The following is an 18,654-nucleotide window of genomic DNA, read 5'->3' as shown; positions in this document are numbered from 1 at the left end:
CGGGGTGACAATTTCGCGAAAAGCCGGACAGCCGTTTGACGCACATCATATTATTGAAAATAGCTTTGGCGGACCTAACGAATGGCGGAATATGCATCCTGCCAGATTTCCGGATCAGCATCAGGGTGGAATACACCGTGCCGGAGGTGTGGCCAGAGAGATTTTTTCCGACAAAAAGTAGGGGGTGAAGATGGATATTAAAGCTTTTTTAAAGAGTAAGAAAGAAGAGCATTTGCTCGATGGCTTGGCTGCTGTAGATGATGCGAGTCTTAATGCAATAAGGGCAGGGCAGAAAAATGCTCCTGATGATTACTTAGAGTTTTTGCAGGAGTTCGGAAGTGGGGAAATTGAAACAGTCGGATTCATGCTCTACAACGGCCTTATAGAGGCAAGTGATATTTTTGATGAGGAGACTGCGGCGCAATTTGAAGGTGTCATGATTTGTGGCGATGATATGCAGGGACGATGTGTCGGTTTTGATAAAAATGATAAATGGGCTGTAGTGGAAATAGACTCTGCAGATATGAGTGTTAAAAAGTTATGTGATACATTTTATTTGTTTGTTTATAATTTGTTGGAATGAATTTGGAACAGAAAAGGGGACTGAAAATGGTACAAATTTATTTTAGTTAGCAGTAAAAAACCTATTAAATAAATCTGTCCCCTTTTGTTTTGTGAAGTTTGATAGTGTAGAGGACATTAACGGTATAACTTTGATTGATCGAAAACGGCGCTAACTACATTTGATAAACAGATACAGAGCGTTCAGCGAGTATCGGCAGCGCTAAAGCAGAATCCGGGAGTTAAGGCTGTTTTTGAATTTCCTAATCAAAAAGCAGCCGATAGGGCAACAGATATCCTTATTGAGCAAAATATCAGAAATATTTCTGTAAGGGTGGCACGGTAATGACTAAATATAAGCTTGAGTTTCGGCATAGACCTAGTGTTTCAGAGTCTATCGAAGAGAGGCATAAAGATTTTTTGAGGGCTATAGGCGATTTGGGCGTTCCGTGGAGTTTGAACGATGCCTTTGAAGTTCCCCCTATTGGAAGCGAGTTGGTGACCTCGGTGTCATTGGATAAGCTACTTCCAGTCGGCGTTAAAGGTCGAATTTCATATGCTCTGCGAGATCAGAAGTATCTCCAAGATGATGCGCAGTTTGATGATACGCTATTTATTGAATTTACAGACTCCAAAGTCGACTATTCGTATTTGTTGAAGGTTGTTTTTCCTGTTTATATAAAGGCGTTTGGCTCCTATCGCTCAGCTTTACATGATTGGAATGTTACGAGGAACGATTGGCCTTTAGTGTTGGAAGCTTGTGACGCTACAAAAAAAGACGTTAATGGTAGGGATGGCGTTTTTCGTATAAATGCAGCGAATTATTTCGATAAGGAATTGTGTTTTCGCGCCTTTGGAAAGGGGCCTCGTGAACTTTTTGATTTGTTGAATGGTTACGTAGAAGAAGTGTATGAATTTGAAGAAGGGGTTTTGATTGTAATTAGTTATACTCCGCTTTCTGCCGACGAACTACTCAATGCGGGTGACCGACTAAAAAGTCTAGTGGTTTGATTTTTTTTGTTTGTTAAATTGGTTGGTGTGTTGCAGTTTTGATTGGGCTTGGTTGAGTTGGTGTAAAGGTTCTGTTTTGGTGATTCTTTAACAAAATGGTTTATTATAAGTCGGGCGTAGAAAAGGGGACTAGAAAAGGGGATAGATTTGAATGGCACTTACTTAACCTTCTTCGGGTGTCCATTTCTCCTGATCTCGGCCCTTGCCGCGAGAAAAGGTGACTGCTCGTCCCGTGGCGAAATCATATCAAAGGAAAAAGTTGAGCTGGTGCAAAGAGAAGAAAAGGGCATAGATTTATTTTGATTCGAGGTCGCATAAAAACCAATCAATGCTTGAAGGGAGCTATACATAATGACTGATGAAACAAAAAAAGGATTTTGGCGCTGGGGTTTTGTGCTGTTGCTTGTTGGTATAGCAGCGGTCTTGATAAAACAAGCAACAGAAGAAACGCCTGAGCCTAGCAAACCAACCTTCCTTAGTGACTTGATAATCGTCACCGCGCGAACGCACGCGCGTAATCGGAAGGTTGACGAAAATACAGAGCTTGTTCGTATGGATGCGACTAATAGTCATACTATAACGGTTTATTATTCTTTATTGAATTATGATTCTGATGTTTCTAGTTTTAACTTGGAAGCTACCAAGTCAGCAGTTGTAAATATTTTTTGTGATCCCCAAAATTTTGAAAAACAATCCATTTTTTCGCTGGGCGGGACTTACGTTTATGTTTTTGGTAGCAAAAATGTAAAAGAAATTGGCCGATTTGAATTTAACAAAAAGAATTGTGAAGGTTCTTTGTAAACGCTTGGTCATCGAGGCGGAGCAGTGCGAAAGGGCGGGTTTATTTAGCCTTTACCCTCCCCGCACGAGGCCAAAGCGGGCGACACGAAGGCCGCCCGATTTTCACTCAAGACGGATCGGCATTAAGCCTGCGACTGATGACATCCAGCAAATCACACCCATCGCGCAGCGGAATGGCCAGCAAATGGGCGAAGTCTGAAAGTACTACGGCATCGCTGCTGAGTTGTTCGCGAAAGGCCAGGTTTTCCAGCAGTTGGGTGACGGCCCGAATGCGGTGCACGGCGGCGTCGTGAAGGACGTCGAGAGGTGCCTGGGTGTCGATGATCAGGGCTGGGACGGTGCAGTCGTGGCCGGTTAGGGGAATGTATCGATTCATCATTAAGCTCTCTGGATTATTGAGGGCTCGTTCTTCGGGTCGCCAAACCCGGTCACCTTTTGAGTGACGGCCGGACTATAAGCCGCATCACCAAGCCCGCGCAAGACATCAAAATGCCGCCGCTTCGGAGCGTGTACGCAGCTACTAACGTCTTGCCACCCATTGCCGACATACTGCTCACGAACAAACGCACTACGACTATGCAAATCTGAAAGCTTCACCCCAAACATTAAAGGACCAATGTGAAAAACCTCCTCCTCATTCTCTTCGCCACCCTCATCCTCGGCGGTTGCGTCAGCCACCCCCTCACCCCCGAAAACCGCGCTCAGATCAAGACCGTCAAAGTCCTGCCCGTGAAGTGGGAAAAAAACATGGTGTACTTCGGCCGCGAACAGGCCTGGGGCGCGGCCCTGGGTGCCGGGGTTGGCGCCGGTGTTGGCATGGCCAGCGGGGCGTCCAAGCTGGGTACGGCGGCGTTGAGTGGCGCCGGGTTTGCCGCGGGCATGAAGCTTGGGCAGTTGGCCGAGATGCCGACGCCGGTGGCCATCCTGACGGTGATGGAGGCGGAAAAACTCGATGTAGGCGTGTTGCTCAAGCAGGGCTTTGTCGATGAGTTGGGTAAGACTTCGACGCTCAAGGTGGTCGGCGACGATGAGCCCGCCGATGCGCAGATTCAGCTGACCGTGTCCGAGTGGGGCTTTCGCCTGACCCAGGGTTTCAGCAGTGTGATTTATCCGACCCTTAACGTGATGGCGCAGATGGATCGCGGCGATGAGATGATCTGGCGCACCTTTGAGGCGGTCACGCCGTTTAATGGCCAGAACGTCTATGGCTACACGCCGCTCACTTACCGCACTGACCCTGAAGCCTTGCGCCGGGCGTTGACCGGGATTACGCAGATTTCTGCGCAGTATCTGGTGAAGGAGCTCAAGTAGGTCTGTGCGAAGGCTGGCGGCTGTTGGTGGGCGGGCTTGGACTAATGCCAGTCAGGGTTAAGCGCAGTTCCCCTGTGGGAGCGGGCTTGCCCGCGAAGGCGGTGTGTCAGTCGCTGCATCTGTTGCTGCACTACCGCTTTCGCAGGCAAGCCAGCTCCCACATTGGATCTTCGTTGCTTTGAGTATTGCGGTCGGCAGTCATACGGCCGAAACAACTTGAGAACCGCTCTCAACCCCGTAAAATGCCGCAGCCGTTGCATCACAGTCTTTCAGGGAAGAATCCAGGCCAGTGCGTTTTCAGGCTGCCTATCTCCTTGGAAAACCCGGCAACGCTGTTTTCCTCACCCAAGGAGCACCCTGTGAAGACACTGTCCAAAATCCTGCTGTCGGGCCTCACCGCCGCGGCGTTGTTGACCGTGGCCGGTTGCGCCACCGAGAGCAACCGTGCGATGCCGGTGGAGCAAGTCGCCAGCGCCCACGTGGCCTATTCCGGCGTGCGTGTGCCGATTGCCGTGGGCAAGTTCGACAACCGCTCCAGCTACATGCGCGGCATCTTCTCCGATGGCGTCGACCGTCTCGGCGGCCAGGCCAAGACCATCCTCATCACCCATTTGCAGCAGACCAACCGCTTCAGCGTGCTGGACCGCGACAACATGGGCGAGATCTCCCAGGAAGCCAAAATCAAAGGCACCGTGCAGAAGCTCAAGGGCGCTGACTATGTGGTGACTGGCGATGTGACCGAATTCGGCCGCAAGGAAACCGGCGACCGCCAGCTGTTCGGCATCCTCGGCCGTGGCAAGACCCAAGTGGCCTACGCCAAAGTCGCGTTGAATATCGTCAACATCAACACCTCCGAAGTGGTGTATTCCACCCAGGGCGCCGGTGAGTACGCGCTGTCCAACCGTGAAGTGATCGGCTTCGGCGGCACCGCCAGCTATGACTCCACCCTCAATGGCAAGGTGCTGGACCTGGCCATGCGCGAAGCGATCAACCGCCTGGTCGACGGCATCAACGCCGGCGCCTGGAACCCGCGTAACTGATCAGCCACACCACAAGGAGCAGTACACGGATGAGCAAGGCAGTGAGGTTAGCGCTGACGCTGGCAGCAATCGCAACGGTAGCCGGGTGCCAGACGGCGCCCCAGCCCCTGTATCAATGGGAGAGCTACCAGCCGCAGGTTTACGAGTACTTCAAGGGCGAGCCCAAGGAAGCGCAGGTGGAAGCACTGGAGCGCGATCTGCAGAAGATCAACGCCAGTGGCCGCAAGGCACCGCCGGGTTACCACGCGCACCTGGGCATGCTGTACATGAACATGGGCAAGGATGACCAGATGGTGCAGGAGTTTCGCACCGAGAAGGCGCTGTTCCCTGAGTCTGCTGCGTACATGGACTTTCTGTTGAAAAACGCCAAAGCCGGAGTCGCCACCAAATGAGCCTGTTAAAACTCACCGGCGCCTTGCTGGCCCTGGCGTTGCTCGGCGGTTGCGCCGCGCCCAAGACGGTTGATTATTCGGCGTACAAACAGGCGCGGCCCAAGTCGATCCTGGTACTGCCGCCAATCAATGAATCGCCGGAAGTGCAGGCGTCTTACAGCCTGGTGTCGCAAGTCACCTACCCACTGGCCGAAGCCGGCTACTACGTGTTGCCGATTGCCCTGGTGGACGAGACCTTCCGCCAGAACGGCCTGACCACCGCCAACGATATCCAGGCCGTACAACCGGCCAAGCTGCATGACATCTTTGGTGCGGACGCGGCGCTGTACATCACCATCAGCGAGTACGGCACCCAGTACATGCTGATCTCCAGCGACACCTCGGTGACGGCCTCGGCCAAACTGGTGGACCTGCGCACCGGCACCACCTTGTGGACCGGTTCGGCGCGGGCGTCGAGCGAGGAGGGCAATAACAACGGTGGCGGCCTGGTGGGCATGTTGATCACGGCGGCGGTCAAGCAGGTGATCAACAGCTCTACCGATGCGGCGCACCCGATTGCCGGTATCACCAGTGCGCGCCTGCTGTCGGCGGGGCAACGCACCGGGCTTCTGTATGGGCCGCGTAACCCGAAGTACGGCACGGACTGAACCGCGTCACCTCTGACGACGGTGCTGTTGGATCAAGTCGATGGGGGTGGCCGTGCCCATGGAGTCGCGCTGCCTGTTTACGCTGGCGCCGATGGAACCGTTGTGCAAAGCAACGATCTCGCCGGTGTCGACGCTGATCAGCGGTGAGCCGGAGGTGCCGGGCTTCTTGAAGGCATCATGGTAGACCGTGCCCTGATTACGGCTGTGCTGGTCGTATCCCTTGAGTGTGGTGGGTTGGCCCTTGGTATTTAGAAATGAAATGCCGAGGGCCTCTTGCCCATGGTTGGGCATAAAGACTTTCTGCCCAGGCGATGCTTGGGGGCCGGAGGCCAACTTGAGCGGCCGGAACTGATCGGCCAAGGCTTTTTTCTCGCCGGCGGGCAAGTCGACACGCAGCTCGGCGTAGTCCAGCCGTGCATCGCCACTGAGCGGGTTGGGGTCCAGCGGCACTTTGCGCTCTACCTTCATTCGGCCGGTGCTGTCTTGTTCATACCCCAGCCACAGTTCGAGCTTGCTGCCTTTGGCCAGCGCGTCGCGCACATGTTGGTTGGTCAGCACGCCGTTGCCATCGTTGATCAGCGAGCCGGTACCCAACGAACGGGTATGCACGCGTTCGTAGCCCCATGAGTCCCGCGTGACGCTCACTTCGCGAATCGTGCCCACGGCCCTGGCCGCGGTATGCATCGGCGTGCCCTTAAGGGATGCGTTGGCGTAGTTCTGCAAGGAGAACGGCGCTTGTTGTGGGGCGAGCATTGGCTCGGGGCGGAGCTTGTACGGTGCTGTCTGCGCTGGCGTCGGCGGTTGTGGCGTAAACCGGGCGGGTGGGGTTGGCACACGGTTCCGCTGGGAAGCTCGGCTGATCACGTCGTCTGGCTTGATTGGCCCTTGGCTCTTGATATACAGGTCGGCTTGGCCCGAGCCGTCCAGGTCAATCGCCAGGCTGTGCTGGCGCGTGTTCGGGTCATAACCAAGCAACGCCTCGCCCGGCCGGCCGCTGAAGCGGCGCACAAACTGCAGGTCCTTGATACCCGCGGCCTGCATTGCGGCAGACACATCGATCTTGTCCTGCCCGCTGGTGAAATCGGTGATCAGGTCGGGGCGTTGCGCGGTCGACTCGCTGGCGTTGTTATACACAAAGGTATCGCTGCCCTGTCCACCGGTAAGGGTGTCTTGGCCCAGGCCACCGGTCAGGCGGTTATCGGCGTGGTTGCCGATGAGTCGATCAGTACCCGTGCCGCCGATGGCATTTTCCAGCGTCACGCCTTTGGCAATGGAGACGTTGCCTTTCATGCCGCCGACATCGGAGAAGTGTTCAGCCTTCAGGTTGATGGTCTGGTCCTGATGAAACCGCGAGAAATCCAGCGTGTCGTTGCCGCCCCCATCCCACACGCTGAACACGGGCGCGTCGTCCGCGGAGTTGAGGCTGAGGAAGTCACGCCCGGTATTGGAGTTGAAGCCGTACACCGTGTCGGTGTCGCGGGTTTTGTAATTGGCACCGTAGAGCTTTTGGATGGCCGTGATGTCGTCCATCAGCGGCGCGCCGGCATAGTGGGTTTGGCCGTTCTTGTTGTGGTCATGGCCCAGGTGACCAGCCCACCAGTAACTCATCAGGCTGTAGGCGCGATTGTCCTCGGCGTAGCGGGCGTTTTCAGCGTAGCTGCCGCCATTGTTGTATTTGCCGGGATGCATGAGGCCCAGGGTGTGGCCGATCTCATGGGCCAGCAGGTACCGGCTGAAACTACCGTGAGTGAAGGGTCGATTCATGCCGTCTGACGCGAACCAGGCCTGGGTGCCATCGCTGTAGATGCCTGGATAAGACGCATGGCCCGACTGGCCGGTCTGGTTCGGGTCATTGCCCAGTAACAGTTGCCCTTTGGCCTCGGGTGCATTCTCAGTGAAGGAGATATTGGCGACATCCGCCCAAGACTGCATGGCGCGCCTGGCCTGCTCTTTTTGCGACGGTGAGAACTCGTTAGCGCCGGTGGGTGTGCTGTAGGTGGCTTGTGAAGGTGTGAAAAAACGATAGCCGATAGGTGTGGTGCCGTCTGGGTTCTGCACTTTCCAACGATAGCCCGTTCGAGTGATTTGCTCTGCCGCTTGCTCGGTGGCGTAGGACAGCTTGTCTGAAGCGGCCCCGGCATAGCTCGGGCGTTCGGCGAATGAGGGCGGCTCATAGCGGTGTGTTAGGTTATTTTTTACGGAGTTCATCGCGATTTCTCTGATGTAAAAAGGCTCCAAAGACGTCAAGAAACAGGCTGTTCTGACAGGGAGGCGAACTCTCGATATGTGGCTGGTGGTAATGGCAGGTTCACCCGGTTGTGTCTCGAAGTGTGACGCAGCAATTGGGCGAAGAAATATCCGTGGTTAACCCGTACCGGTGCAGCCTCACGTCTGATCTGTTGAACGGCTCATTCACTCACGAGGTTCAGCCCATGTCCCGCTCTGTGCTCTTGCTGCGTCCTGCTGCCCAAGGCTTTGCCGTCACCCTGCTGGTGGCGCTGGCTGGGTGTGGGCTGTCATCGTCCCCCGACGTCGCCAAGCCGATTGAACCCGCGCCTCTCGCCGAACTTCACAGCGCGCCGATCCAGAATGCAGTGATCAAGCGTATGGCGATGCCGGCACCTATGGCGGTGCGAGAAATGGCGACGATGGATTACCGCAGCGAACCCCGCGAGCAATACGCCAACCTGCCGGATAACCCGGTGCATCGCGTCGCCGAAACCCCGGTCTCCACCTTCAGCATCGACGTCGATACCGGCAGCTACGCCAACGTAAGACGCTTCCTCAACCAAGGTCGCCTGCCACCCGAAGGTGCGGTACGACTGGAGGAAATGGTCAACTACTTCCCGTACAACTATGCATTGCCCACTGATGGCTCCCCATTTGGCGTGACTACCGAGCTGGCCGCCACGCCCTGGAACCCGCGTACAAAACTGCTGCGCATCGGTATCAAGGCCTCCGATAAAGCCGTGGCAGAATTGGCGCCCGCCAACCTGGTCTTCCTGGTGGACGTGTCCGGCTCCATGGACCGCCGCGAAGGCTTACCGTTGGTCAAAAGCACGCTGAAATTACTGGTGGACCAACTGCGCGATCAGGACCGCGTGTCACTGGTGGTGTACGCCGGTGAATCCCGCGTGGTGCTCAAGCCCACCTCGGGCGCTGAAAAAGCCAAGATCCGCAACGCCATCGACCAACTCACTGCCGGTGGCTCCACCGCAGGCGCGTCCGGCATCGAACTGGCCTACCAGATGGCTCGCGAAGGCTTTATCGACAAGGGCATCAACCGCATCCTGCTGGCCACCGACGGTGACTTCAACGTGGGCATCAGCGACTTCGACAGCCTCAAGCAAATGGCGGTGACCCAGCGCAAAAGCGGCGTATCCCTGACCACCCTTGGCTTCGGTGTGGATAACTACAACGAACACCTGATGGAACAACTGGCCGATGCGGGCGACGGTAACTACGCCTACATCGACAACCTGCGTGAAGCGCGCAAGGTGCTGGTGGAGCAACTCAGCTCGACCCTGGCCGTGGTCGCACGGGATGTGAAATTGCAGGTGGAATTCAACCCCGCCCAGGTCAGCGAATACCGCCTGCTGGGCTATGAAAACCGCGCCTTGAAGCGTGAGGATTTCAATAACGACAAAGTCGATGCCGGCGAAATCGGCGCAGGCCATACAGTGACCGCGCTGTACGAAATCGTGCCCAAGGGCGAGAAGGGTTGGCTGGAGCCGTTGCGATATGCCAATGCACCGACGGCCGAAGGCAAATCCGCCGAGCTGGCGATGCTACGGGTGCGCTACAAGCCCGCTGCGGGCGGCAAGAGCCAATTGATCGAGCGCTCTATCGCCAGCCAGGCCACCCCGGCCAGCGACGACCTGCGCTTCTCCTCAGCCGTTGCCGCGTTCGCCCAACAGCTCAAGGGTGATGGCCGCTACACTGGCAACATGAGTTTGCAAGACACCGCCACACTGGCACGCTCGGCCCGCGGCGATGACCCGTTCGGGCTGCGCAACGAATTCGTGCAACTGGTCGAATTGGCCCAAAGCCTCAAACCCTGATCTCGCTCACAACCGAGATCAAATGTGGGAGGGGGGCTTGCTCCCGATGGCGGTGTGTCAGTATCCGATGTGCTGTATGACCCACTGCTATCGGGAGCAAGCCCCCTCCCACAGTAATCCTGCTTCGGCTGACAAAAAGGAGTTCGCCCATTACATGGCCGTCCCAGACGATCCACCCAGCGACGAATCGCTGCTGGCCCGCTACCGAACCGGCGACGCTGGCGCATTTGAAGCCCTCTACACGCGCCACCGTCAGGGCCTGTACCGCTTCCTCGTGTCCCTGTGCAACAAAGCCGAACTGGCCGAAGAAATCTACCAGGACACCTGGCTCAGCCTGATCCGCAGCACCACCCAGCCCCAGGGCCGGGCGAGTTTTCGCACCTGGCTGTTCCAGATCGCCCGCAACCGCCTGATCGACCACTGGCGCAAGCACGGCATCCACAACCCCTTGCACGACAGCTACGATGAACAGCTGCACGCCCAACCCGACGACAGCGCCGGCCCCGAGCAACAACTGAGCCTGAGCCGCGACCAGGCGCGCCTCGACGCCGCCCTGCAAGAACTGCCCGAAGACCAGCGCGAGGTGTTTTTGTTACGCCTGCATGGCGACCTCGAAGTGCCGCAAATCGCCACCCTCACCGGCGCCCCGCTGGAAACCGTAAAAAGCCGCTTGCGCTACGCCCTACAAAAATTGCGGCGCCTGCTGGCCGAGGAGGTACCTGTATGACTGACCCCCGACACACCCCGGACGACGCGCTGCTCCAGCACTACCGTCAACACAGCACGGGCGAACCGCCCGCGTCCCTCGACGCCTTCATCCTCAACGCCGCCCGCCGCGAAGCGCCGCAGCCGCAACCCAGCCTGTGGCAACGCTGGCTGCAAGCCTGCCAACGCCCGCGCTGGCAAATGGCATTCGCCACCGTCGCCGGGTTGGCGCTGATGATCGGCGTGGTCATGCGCTCCCCCGTGCCGCAGCCCGAAATCTCTACGGCGACATTCTCCGCGCTGCGCCACGAAGAAGCCGCTCAGCCAGCGCCGCAAGCGTTTTCCGCCCCCGCGCCAATGGCCCGCATGGCGATGGCGCCACGGGTTGAAAGTGCGCCGGTTCAAGCCGAAAGCGCAGTGGCGGATCAGCCAGCGGCGAAACTCAGCAAGCGGGCGCTGCCTACGTTGGAAGAAGGTCTGCAGGAAATTGTGAACCTGCGTCGAGCGGGTGAAACCAGGGCAGCGGATGAAAAACTGCTGGCGCTGTATCAACGCTTTCCTGAGCAGGACTTGCCGGCACGGCTAGAGGCGTTGCAAAAGCATTGAACCTGACGCCACGAACCCGCCCCAGGCCTGTCGACCTGGGGCTTTTTATTACAACCCGCCGTAGGCTCGGGACCAGGCCACCGTGTCAGTGAGGGTCTGCTCCAGCACGCGAAAGCTCAGCCCCAGTTCCTCTTCACTTTTGCGGTGGTCAAAGCGGGTACGGTGCTCCTCACGTATCAACAGCCGCAACGTCGCCATGCTCAGCAAAATGGGTTTGCCGGTCAGGTAGGCGTAGGCCTCTTGCACCGCGGCTAACAGGTAGAGCACAGGCAGCGGCAGTTGGCGCGAGGGCACCTTGACCCCGGCAATACTCCCCAGCGCCGGAATCAGCTGGCGCATGGTCAAGTTGCGACCGGCCGCGAGATAACGCTCGCCCCGTCGCCCGTTTTGGGCGGCGGCAATGTGCGCCCAGGCCACATCGCGGGCATCGACCAGAGAAAAGGTGCCAGGAATCAGCCCCGGCAACTTGCCGTTGATAACGTCCCTGACCAACTGCCCCGAAGACGTCGGCCCACGGTCACCCGGCCCCCACATCCAACCGGGCAAGACCATGCAGGCGTGCATCTGCGGATGGCTTTCAAGAAACCTCAACACCTCCCGCTCAGCGAGGATCTTGCTGCGGTAGTAGTCATCCGCATCGGCTTCGGCCCGCAGGCACGTCTCGTCGATCGGCGTACCGGGGGCACCGTCGAGCACGGCAATCGACGAGGTATGCACAAACCGTCGCACACCGGCGTCATACGCCTGTTGCAGCAGGGCTCGCGTACCGACGACATTGATCTTTTCCAGCTCCTCCCAATGGCTGCCGCCCTTATAGTTATCCCGAAAAAACGCCGCGCAGTGAAACACCGTATCGCAGCCTTGCAACGCCGCCGCGAAGGCATCCACATCAGCCATATCCCCCACCACCTGCTCCACGCCCGGCACATCGCCGAACTGCTGCGCACCCTTGGCCGCCGAGCGCACCAGCGCCTTCACCGCATAACCCCGTGCGACCAGCTCCCGTACCAGGTTGTTGCCCAGCAAGCCGGTGGCACCGGTCACAAAGGTGCTGCGCAAGCGATTGGGGTTCTTGTTCATACAGGCCATTCCATTTGTTGAGAAGGCCAGTAGATATACCGGTCAGCCTGCGCCGTAAAAACAGCGCCTGCGGCATAATGGCTTTGCACATCTGCACACCAGGGAAGCGCGGAGATATGGCATTGCAGGCAAATTGGGATGATCTTCGACTGCTGTTGGCAGTCTCACGGCGCGGCAGCTTTTTACAGGCGGGCCAGTTGCTCGGTATCGCGGCGTCTACCGTCTCCCGCCGCCTCACCCAACTGGAAACCGCCCTGGGCGAGCCACTGGTGGAACGCGGCGTGGAAGGCTGCCGGCTCACCTCCCGAGGCCAAGCCCTGGTAGACGTCGCCCTGGCAGCCGAATCCGGCCTGCGACGCCAGGCCCCCGTCGACGGCACGCCCGCAACCCTCAGCGGCACCGTGCTGGTGAGCGCCGGCGAAGGGTTTTCTGCCTGTGTGCTTGAGGCCGCCAGCCGCTTCACCTCCCAGCACCCAGGCTGCTCCGTAGAACTCCAGGTCACCACCGACTTCCACAAAATCGTGCGAGGCGTGGCCGACATCGCCATACGCACTGCACACCTGGGCGAACCCTCCCTGATCTACCGAGGGCTCGGTAAACTCGCTTACGGCGTGTTCGCCACCGCCGAATACCTGCAACGGTTTCCTGCGCTAACTCCCTCCACTGCCGCCAGTATTGCCTTGCTGCCGCCGCTGGACCTGTTACCGCAAATGCGCGCCGCTAAAGCCGCGGGGCTGGACCATGCGCCGATCAGGGTGAGCTCGTTTGGCGTGCAGCTTGAGTCGGTGAAGCGCGGTATGGGCGTGGCGGTGCTGCCGCGTATTTTGGCGACGGGGTTGAGTGAGGTTTTTCAGGAGATAGAACTGCCGGCGATGGAGGTTTATTTGGTTACGCGGCCGCAGGCGTTGAAGCAGGGGCATATTCAGGGGTTTTTTGAGGTGTTGGAGGGGGTGTTGCGCGATGAAATCTCTAGCCTGGATAAGTAGTATTTCAGGAATTCATCGAGTCCTGCGTAAGGCCCAACCCACCGGGATGTAGAGGCTCCGCCGCTTTTAGCAATATCGAGTCGCGCGTGTAACTCGCCTACAAAAAAGCCCCAGATCTCCCGACCTGAGGCTTTTTCGTTTCATATCTGGTGCCCCGGCGCCGTTTGAACCTGGAGACAATGCTCCCGTTTTCAAAGGGCTTGGTCTTATTCGGTTTTCCAAGGGATACACCAGGGGATACACGGTGCTGCCTGCTGGGGTGTTTTCGGCCGGTTTCACGCTGGCTGAAAAAGCTATCGAGGTTCGTTGCTCCATCCCCGACGAACGGTAACGCCATCTTGATAAGCCCGCCGCCGGTGCAAAGGAATGGTCATCACCACCATTCCTTTGAGGGATCAGTCCATAAGTGGCCCGATTATCTCGCTCCTCACTTTTGATGAGCCATCGTCACACTTTTGCGGCGATTGCGCTGGCGCCGCGTGACGTTTCTCCCACTCTGAGGCGGTCTTGCCATTCCCCCGCGGCAGCACCACCCCGGATCAGGGTAGTGGTCGTTCACGGGGTGATTCTCGAAAGGGTGTTGTCAGGCGTTCTCCGTAACTAGCCTGGGCTCCCACTCCGGTATGGCAGGTACTGGAAACCGGCAGTTCACTTTCCCGCCTACAAGCGCATTTCCCTGATTACGCGCCTTGGATCAGTTCCCTGCGAAAGTGCGCGTCTGGCGTCCTTGGTGAGCTGATCGAGGGCTTGCTCCTCGAATGCTGCCGCCATTGCTCTGGCCCTTCTAACAATCAGCAGCGCCAGCTCCGGCGGAAACACCACCTTGTCGGCGGGTAGATAATCACAGTCAATAACGGACACGGCTCTATCCTCGGTGCGCGGTTGATGCTGGCGCCGGAATGAAGCGGGGCCAGCAGATGACCTGCGGATGTTACCAGCGGAACGTGAGCAACTACCTGGAAACCGGGGCTGGCCAAGCTGACAAGTCGACCAGCTTCCGCTCCAGGGTGAACAACTCGTTCACCACCTGCTCCGACCTGCTGTCAGGTCGCTGGAAGCCCCGGAAAATACTTGACGAGCATCAAGCACCAGCACACCACCTATCAGGCTGTCAGCGTCGTATTGCTTGGGCTGCGGGCAACTTGGTCGTGGTCTGTCGGCAAAAATCCGTCTAGGGCCTGTCTAGTATTGCCTGGCGCGCTAAGCATTTGTGTGGCCCGGTATTTCACCACACCATCCCGCCAGCAGAGCCTTGATATTGATCGAGCAATTACCTTGACGGGTACCTCTAGAATTCTTGACGAGGCTAGCATTGGCCAATCTGCGCGAATGCCCGCAAAGCTTTGTCCTGCGTGGCTTTCAGCGATCCAACTGCTGGTGGCACCAGATAAATCCGTCAAGACCTGTCAAGAATTTCGTCAAGTTTGCGTCAAGGCTGGTCAAGGATTCTAGAGGTGTTTACCTGTTGCGATTCTGGGCCACTGGTCACGCAAATTACCGTCGCGGCTCTCCCCGATTCTGGACGAGGTAGCCATCCGGTCGCCTACCGGATCTGCCGCCAGCCGGCGCAGGCAATGGTTGCTGGGCGGACTTGGATGATCCGCGGCCTCCACATCTGTCCAGAGCCTGTCCAGAATCAGTCAGGGGTCTGAGACGGAAAAGCCCTTAACTTTGACGGCCTCCGCACGGGATAAGCCTCAGACGGCCACCCAGCGCCGGTTTCGTCTCATGCCTGTCTCAAATTCCGTCAAAGTGTGGTCAAAGTGCCGCAGGTCTCCAGGGTACAAACCACATGATCATGCTGTGGCTCCAATGGTCACCCAGAGTTATTTGGAAGATCCTATTACTCTGCTGTTGATTCTCGATTTTGCGGCGGAAGGAGCGTTTCAGGATGGGCGCTCAGATACTGTTCAAAACGTTTTGCATTCTTGTATTCGTTGTATCCGGTAGCGAATAAAGCGCTACCGCAGGTAAACGTAAAGACGAGACAAAGCCCAATGAAAAATCCATAAGGCGGCCCCGCTTTCAACATGACTGCGATGCCCAGGATAGCTCCAACAGCCATGAAGATCATAGCTACGAGCATTCCGACCCAAGCGCCAATTACGTCTGAGCGCCGGATTCTGATAAAAGGTGTGGGGTTCTCTGGAGTAATGACCAAGTATTTGGCGACTTGGCGGATCTGCTTCCTATCCCACAGCCCCAACTGGGCGAGCTTCAGCAACGCAGCTGCCTTCACGGAGCTGGCACGAATACCCGAAGCGATGTGAAACCCTTCAAGCTGGATTGCATCATCGAGATACATAGTAAATGGGCTCTCCACCACCCGATCACTGCGTAGTTCTTTCAAACGCTTGTATCGCTTGTGTACGAAGTGGCTATCGTAAAATTCCAGCGCCTTGACCAAGGCAGTCATGAGAATTACGACGACTCCTGCAAGTGCTGTAACGATTGCAGAACTGCTATTGGAAAAGCTTTGAATTTGCTCAAGCATAGTTGCCACTTTTCAGATAACGGAAACGGTAATATTGCCTTTATCCCCGCTACCATTCTACTTCGATCAGGAATCTATCTGTATTGGCTATAGAGCAGTGGCGTTCTATGAAGAAAAAGGCATTTGGCGACCAAGATTTTTGAAGGCAGGGGGGGGCTGCCTAGGTCCGCCCTTTGGAGAGGCGAGCCTCAGTGCGAACTCCCTGCTGTTTTCGAAAAAGCGTAGCGCCGGCGCCGTGAATTCCCGGAATTACTTTTACGTGGTATGTGTATGCCGGCGGCAAAGTGGTCTGGCGATGTAATACGGGATTTCCTCGCAACTAACGCATGAGCCCCGCCCACCGGGGTCGCAGCCTGCTTTCAGACAGTCACGCTCAGCTAATCCGTCTCATGCCTGTCTCACATGCACTGGCGATAAGGTAGAGGCCCGGTAAAAGTAGGCTGTCCGAAAGGGCGGTATCCGTCTGGGGTCTGTCAGGGGTATCAGGGGCCACAGTGCGCTTGTTTGACAGGCAGGTCCGGCGATAAGCCTCAGACGCCCACCGGACGTGGGTTTTGTCTCGTGCATGTCTCGCGTTCTGTCAAAGTATGGTTAAAGTGGAGGTTTTTTGTTCCGCAGCAGATAGAGATAAAAGTGATTTCTATAGAGCTGCCCAAGACATTTCAGCTTCTATTAAGAAACGAAATCCTCGGTAGGGGGTAGGCGAGATCTGTGTGTGACATTTGCTGTGGGTAGTGCATGGGGTGTGTGTTTTGTAGTCGTAACCATCAATGACGAGACGAAAAAGGCCCTATTTGATAGGGCCTTTTTGTGTTCAGAGGAAAGCTAGATTCTTGACAAGTTGAGGCATGAAGCTCACACGTGCTGGCTGACCTTTTAACCCTAGCAGTTCGTAGATCTGCCCGCCGATGCCAGGTCTCACTTCGCCATCGTCCCCCTTATCTTTGTCTATAGCAAAGTATAGAAACTCAAACATGTCTGCGATTTCATCAGGGAACTCATTGCGTAGAGCAGCTTCCGATTTTTCATGCATAACAGGCGAAACGATGTGTATTTTTCGGACATTCAAGCTTTGAATAAGCTCAAGAATGTTTGTTCTGACAACACAGCTCCCCGAAATTACAGACTTCACAATCACTAGAACATCAGACTTTTCATAGCCAGGCTCGATGAACTTGTGAACAATCGGTGCGATACTTCCGCCGGGAATAGCGTAGTGGTTATTCCAAAATACGGCTGCTTTTGTATCATGTTTCTCTCGCAGACTGTCGTAGACGCCTTTTGACAAAAAGTCAGCGTCTTCTGCCGTCGATGCAAGCAAGCACGATTCGTGTTCCGAAATTTTGTCGCTCAGCAGCTTGCCCAAGATCAATCCGATCTCGTTCATCGTCTCTGAGTAGGCCTTTGGGTTTTCGGTCGATAACAGAAGGTTATCCAGCGCTTTTCTGGCAACACCGCTGGCAAAGGCACTGTATTCCCTGTTCACAATGCTCATTGTTGGTCATCCCCTATGGGCGATTGGTCGTCTAAACCGTCTTCTGCTAGTGACATCAAAAATAGGATGATGTCACCTGGCGTTTTGAGATTCTCAAGAATCTCGGGCGCTGGGGTCGGCGTGTCGGAAGCAACTCGCGCCTGCATCCCATTGTAGTCGACTATAAAAGCGCCAGATTCTACAGTTATCGTTGCCCTTTGAAAAGCTGCTAGCTTTTCGACCAGCCAAGCCGGAACCTCTATCTCTTTAGCTACGGGACTGGCGATTGAAAAGTCCTCCAGCTCGACCGTCATCATAAGGCGACCGTTGAGAAGACCTGCGAATAGATCAGGCCTTGAATTCGCTTTGGCTCGGGCCATTACGTTCCCTACCGTCCTACCTTCATCGTTTTCCCCACACCACTCACCTAACACTAATCTGAATGCTGCGTCAATATTGGACCAGCTTTTTGTTCTGCATAGGGTCTCCATCACTTCTCTGAGTGGAGCATGCCCATCCATAAGCTTGGGCACGGAGGGGAAATAGGGGAAGTACTCAGAAATGCAATACGTCTTCATTTCGCGGGGGATTTTCGCCTCATTCGCGGCAGCTTTGTCGGGGCAGCTCACCAGCAAGATTTGGGTTGAACCCTTGCTTTGATGGAACTCGACATCAATCTGCCTCTGAAGGTCAAACCTATCCTGCATTTCGTCATCCCAATTGGCTGCCGCTCCGCTGGAGTTTTTCGCTTGGTAATTCGTCTTTTCCGCGGTCGATAATCTACGGACACAAATGTCATCGACATAGGCAACTTCTTGAGAGGAAATTTGATAATCATCTAGATCTGAAAGCGCGACCTGGGATGCTATGGTGCAAATTTTGGCGGTAGCGTAGTAGTTTTCAAAGTCACCACCTTTTTTATTATTATTGCCTCCCACACCAATATTGCGGAGTTTTTTCGCATGCGGAGCTCCGAACTTCGCTTCGACAAAATCCATCACATCCATATTTTTGTCCTTCCATATTGTAATGAGCTCGTGGTGAGCGACGCATTATGCGATTGGGGCTTTGTTCCGTCGAGAGACACGATCGGCGCCGCTGGTGGTGTCCTGTCCATGGCGATTCATTTGCCGATAACCATGCATCCGGTCGAAACACCTGATTCTGGTGGAAACCACAGCGGAAACCAGCGCCTGGCAACCGCTCGCATTGGTAACTTCGGGTGGTAACCAGCGTGGTAACCACTGGCCGAGTTCGCACCAGGTTCGCGTAAGAGGGTGCGAACCAGAAGTGCGAACCTCAGTGCGAACCTGCTGCGCGGAACGCGCCCGAATGCGTACCAACAGTGCGTACTGAGCTGCGTACTTCCTGTGCGCAATTTGCGCAGTTACTGCGCAGTGCTGAGGCTTAAACATCTGCGGGCCGCCAGGGCTTCACGCGGCCCAGTGCGTGAACATGCTGCGTGAAGGGTGCGTGAAGCCTTGA

The 18,654-nt window shown here is 56.1% G+C and carries 18 protein-coding genes; 11 read left to right on the top strand and 7 right to left on the bottom strand.

The annotated features are described in order from the left end of the window. The first annotated feature begins 190 nt into the window (after window positions 1-190). The 3 genes from J1G33_RS10570 (at window position 191) to J1G33_RS10560 (ending at window position 2,373) form a co-directional block, all read left to right on the top strand. A complete protein-coding gene (locus J1G33_RS10570; RefSeq protein WP_223018055.1) occupies window positions 191-583 on the top strand; it encodes an SMI1/KNR4 family protein in 393 nt (130 codons plus the stop codon). Between the two features lie 323 nt (window positions 584-906). Then, window positions 907-1,572, top strand: coding sequence for a hypothetical protein (locus tag J1G33_RS10565; RefSeq protein WP_223018054.1), 666 nt, complete (start codon window positions 907-909; stop codon window positions 1,570-1,572). Between the two features lie 351 nt (window positions 1,573-1,923). Further along, entirely contained in the window at window positions 1,924-2,373 is a 450-nt protein-coding gene (locus tag J1G33_RS10560; RefSeq protein WP_248128532.1) for a hypothetical protein, read from the top strand. A gap of 106 nt (window positions 2,374-2,479) precedes the next feature. On the opposite strand, the gene J1G33_RS10555 is transcribed toward J1G33_RS10560, so the two are convergent. Next, window positions 2,480-2,737: a hypothetical protein gene (locus J1G33_RS10555; protein ID WP_005783616.1), complete on the bottom strand. Its 258-nt coding sequence runs from the start codon at window positions 2,735-2,737 to the stop codon at window positions 2,480-2,482. A 254-nt stretch (window positions 2,738-2,991) separates the two neighbouring features. Between J1G33_RS10555 and J1G33_RS10550 the strand changes: the two genes are divergently transcribed. The 4 genes from J1G33_RS10550 (at window position 2,992) to J1G33_RS10535 (ending at window position 5,763) form a co-directional block, all read left to right on the top strand. Beyond that, a complete protein-coding gene (locus J1G33_RS10550; protein WP_148854225.1) occupies window positions 2,992-3,684 on the top strand; it encodes a hypothetical protein in 693 nt (230 codons plus the stop codon). Window positions 3,685-4,043: 359 nt separating this feature from the next. Further along, the gene (locus tag J1G33_RS10545) at window positions 4,044-4,724 is read left to right on the top strand and encodes a CsgG/HfaB family protein (RefSeq protein ID WP_005783620.1); all 681 of its coding nucleotides are present in this window, start codon (window positions 4,044-4,046) and stop codon (window positions 4,722-4,724) included. A 29-nt stretch (window positions 4,725-4,753) separates the two neighbouring features. Then, window positions 4,754-5,116, top strand: a complete 363-nt coding sequence (locus J1G33_RS10540; RefSeq protein ID WP_223018053.1) for a DUF4810 domain-containing protein — start codon at window positions 4,754-4,756, stop codon at window positions 5,114-5,116. Beyond that, window positions 5,113-5,763, top strand: a complete 651-nt coding sequence (locus tag J1G33_RS10535; RefSeq protein ID WP_043049149.1) for a DUF799 domain-containing protein — start codon at window positions 5,113-5,115, stop codon at window positions 5,761-5,763. The genes J1G33_RS10540 and J1G33_RS10535 overlap by 4 nt, the downstream gene beginning before the upstream one ends. A gap of 6 nt (window positions 5,764-5,769) precedes the next feature. Here J1G33_RS10535 and J1G33_RS10530 read toward each other — a convergent pair whose 3' ends face one another. Further along, the gene (locus J1G33_RS10530) at window positions 5,770-7,971 is read right to left on the bottom strand and encodes a M10 family metallopeptidase C-terminal domain-containing protein (RefSeq protein WP_223018052.1); all 2,202 of its coding nucleotides are present in this window, start codon (window positions 7,969-7,971) and stop codon (window positions 5,770-5,772) included. 224 nt (window positions 7,972-8,195) lie between these two features. Here J1G33_RS10530 and J1G33_RS10525 point away from each other — a divergent pair, with 224 nt between their 5' ends. The 3 genes from J1G33_RS10525 (at window position 8,196) to J1G33_RS10515 (ending at window position 11,135) form a co-directional block, all read left to right on the top strand. Continuing rightward, a complete protein-coding gene (locus J1G33_RS10525; protein WP_223018051.1) occupies window positions 8,196-9,824 on the top strand; it encodes a VWA domain-containing protein in 1,629 nt (542 codons plus the stop codon). Between the two features lie 154 nt (window positions 9,825-9,978). Next, entirely contained in the window at window positions 9,979-10,551 is a 573-nt protein-coding gene (locus J1G33_RS10520; protein WP_032878478.1) for an RNA polymerase sigma factor, read from the top strand. Then, window positions 10,548-11,135, top strand: coding sequence for a hypothetical protein (locus J1G33_RS10515; protein WP_223018050.1), 588 nt, complete (start codon window positions 10,548-10,550; stop codon window positions 11,133-11,135). The genes J1G33_RS10520 and J1G33_RS10515 overlap by 4 nt, the downstream gene beginning before the upstream one ends. A 48-nt stretch (window positions 11,136-11,183) precedes the next feature. Here the strand turns inward: J1G33_RS10515 and J1G33_RS10510 are convergent, their stop codons facing one another. Next, the gene (locus tag J1G33_RS10510; protein ID WP_032878476.1) at window positions 11,184-12,215 is read right to left on the bottom strand and encodes an SDR family oxidoreductase; all 1,032 of its coding nucleotides are present in this window, start codon (window positions 12,213-12,215) and stop codon (window positions 11,184-11,186) included. Window positions 12,216-12,331: 116 nt separating this feature from the next. Between J1G33_RS10510 and J1G33_RS10505 the strand changes: the two genes are divergently transcribed. Further along, entirely contained in the window at window positions 12,332-13,201 is an 870-nt protein-coding gene (locus tag J1G33_RS10505; RefSeq protein WP_103734034.1) for a LysR family transcriptional regulator, read from the top strand. 660 nt (window positions 13,202-13,861) lie between these two features. Here the strand turns inward: J1G33_RS10505 and J1G33_RS10500 are convergent. From J1G33_RS10500 to J1G33_RS10485, 4 genes are all read right to left on the bottom strand, one after another. Beyond that, window positions 13,862-14,062: a hypothetical protein gene (locus J1G33_RS10500; protein ID WP_223018049.1), complete on the bottom strand. Its 201-nt coding sequence runs from the start codon at window positions 14,060-14,062 to the stop codon at window positions 13,862-13,864. Between the two features lie 982 nt (window positions 14,063-15,044). Beyond that, a complete protein-coding gene (locus J1G33_RS10495) occupies window positions 15,045-15,695 on the bottom strand; it encodes a hypothetical protein (RefSeq protein WP_223018048.1) in 651 nt (216 codons plus the stop codon). A gap of 814 nt (window positions 15,696-16,509) precedes the next feature. Further along, window positions 16,510-17,190: a hypothetical protein gene (locus J1G33_RS10490; RefSeq protein WP_223018047.1), complete on the bottom strand. Its 681-nt coding sequence runs from the start codon at window positions 17,188-17,190 to the stop codon at window positions 16,510-16,512. Then, window positions 17,187-18,176 carry a hypothetical protein gene (locus tag J1G33_RS10485; RefSeq protein ID WP_223018046.1) on the bottom strand — a complete coding sequence of 330 codons (990 nt, stop codon included), beginning with the start codon at window positions 18,174-18,176 and terminating at the stop codon, window positions 17,187-17,189. Before J1G33_RS10485 ends, J1G33_RS10490 begins: the two co-directional genes overlap by 4 nt. Between the last annotated feature and the right edge of the window lie 478 nt (window positions 18,177-18,654).

Source organism: Pseudomonas sp. P867 (assembly GCF_019891455.1).
GTDB lineage: Bacteria > Pseudomonadota > Gammaproteobacteria > Pseudomonadales > Pseudomonadaceae > Aquipseudomonas > Aquipseudomonas synxantha_A.
Note: the sequence above shows the minus strand (reverse complement) of the source record. Positions and strands in the feature narration are given on the sequence as shown.

Coding starts and splice junctions, on each gene's coding strand:
- J1G33_RS10485 (WP_223018046.1), bottom strand. CDS start 18,176: ATGGATGTGATGGATTTTGTCGAAGCGAAGTTCGGAGCTCCGCATGCG.
- J1G33_RS10515 (WP_223018050.1), top strand. CDS start 10,548: ATGACTGACCCCCGACACACCCCGGACGACGCGCTGCTCCAGCACTAC.
- J1G33_RS10505 (WP_103734034.1), top strand. CDS start 12,332: ATGGCATTGCAGGCAAATTGGGATGATCTTCGACTGCTGTTGGCAGTC.
- J1G33_RS10525 (WP_223018051.1), top strand. CDS start 8,196: ATGTCCCGCTCTGTGCTCTTGCTGCGTCCTGCTGCCCAAGGCTTTGCC.
- J1G33_RS10495 (WP_223018048.1), bottom strand. CDS start 15,695: ATGCTTGAGCAAATTCAAAGCTTTTCCAATAGCAGTTCTGCAATCGTT.
- J1G33_RS10565 (WP_223018054.1), top strand. CDS start 907: ATGACTAAATATAAGCTTGAGTTTCGGCATAGACCTAGTGTTTCAGAG.
- J1G33_RS10520 (WP_032878478.1), top strand. CDS start 9,979: ATGGCCGTCCCAGACGATCCACCCAGCGACGAATCGCTGCTGGCCCGC.
- J1G33_RS10535 (WP_043049149.1), top strand. CDS start 5,113: ATGAGCCTGTTAAAACTCACCGGCGCCTTGCTGGCCCTGGCGTTGCTC.
- J1G33_RS10490 (WP_223018047.1), bottom strand. CDS start 17,190: ATGAGCATTGTGAACAGGGAATACAGTGCCTTTGCCAGCGGTGTTGCC.
- J1G33_RS10570 (WP_223018055.1), top strand. CDS start 191: ATGGATATTAAAGCTTTTTTAAAGAGTAAGAAAGAAGAGCATTTGCTC.
- J1G33_RS10540 (WP_223018053.1), top strand. CDS start 4,754: ATGAGCAAGGCAGTGAGGTTAGCGCTGACGCTGGCAGCAATCGCAACG.
- J1G33_RS10560 (WP_248128532.1), top strand. CDS start 1,924: ATGACTGATGAAACAAAAAAAGGATTTTGGCGCTGGGGTTTTGTGCTG.
- J1G33_RS10510 (WP_032878476.1), bottom strand. CDS start 12,215: ATGAACAAGAACCCCAATCGCTTGCGCAGCACCTTTGTGACCGGTGCC.
- J1G33_RS10530 (WP_223018052.1), bottom strand. CDS start 7,971: ATGAACTCCGTAAAAAATAACCTAACACACCGCTATGAGCCGCCCTCA.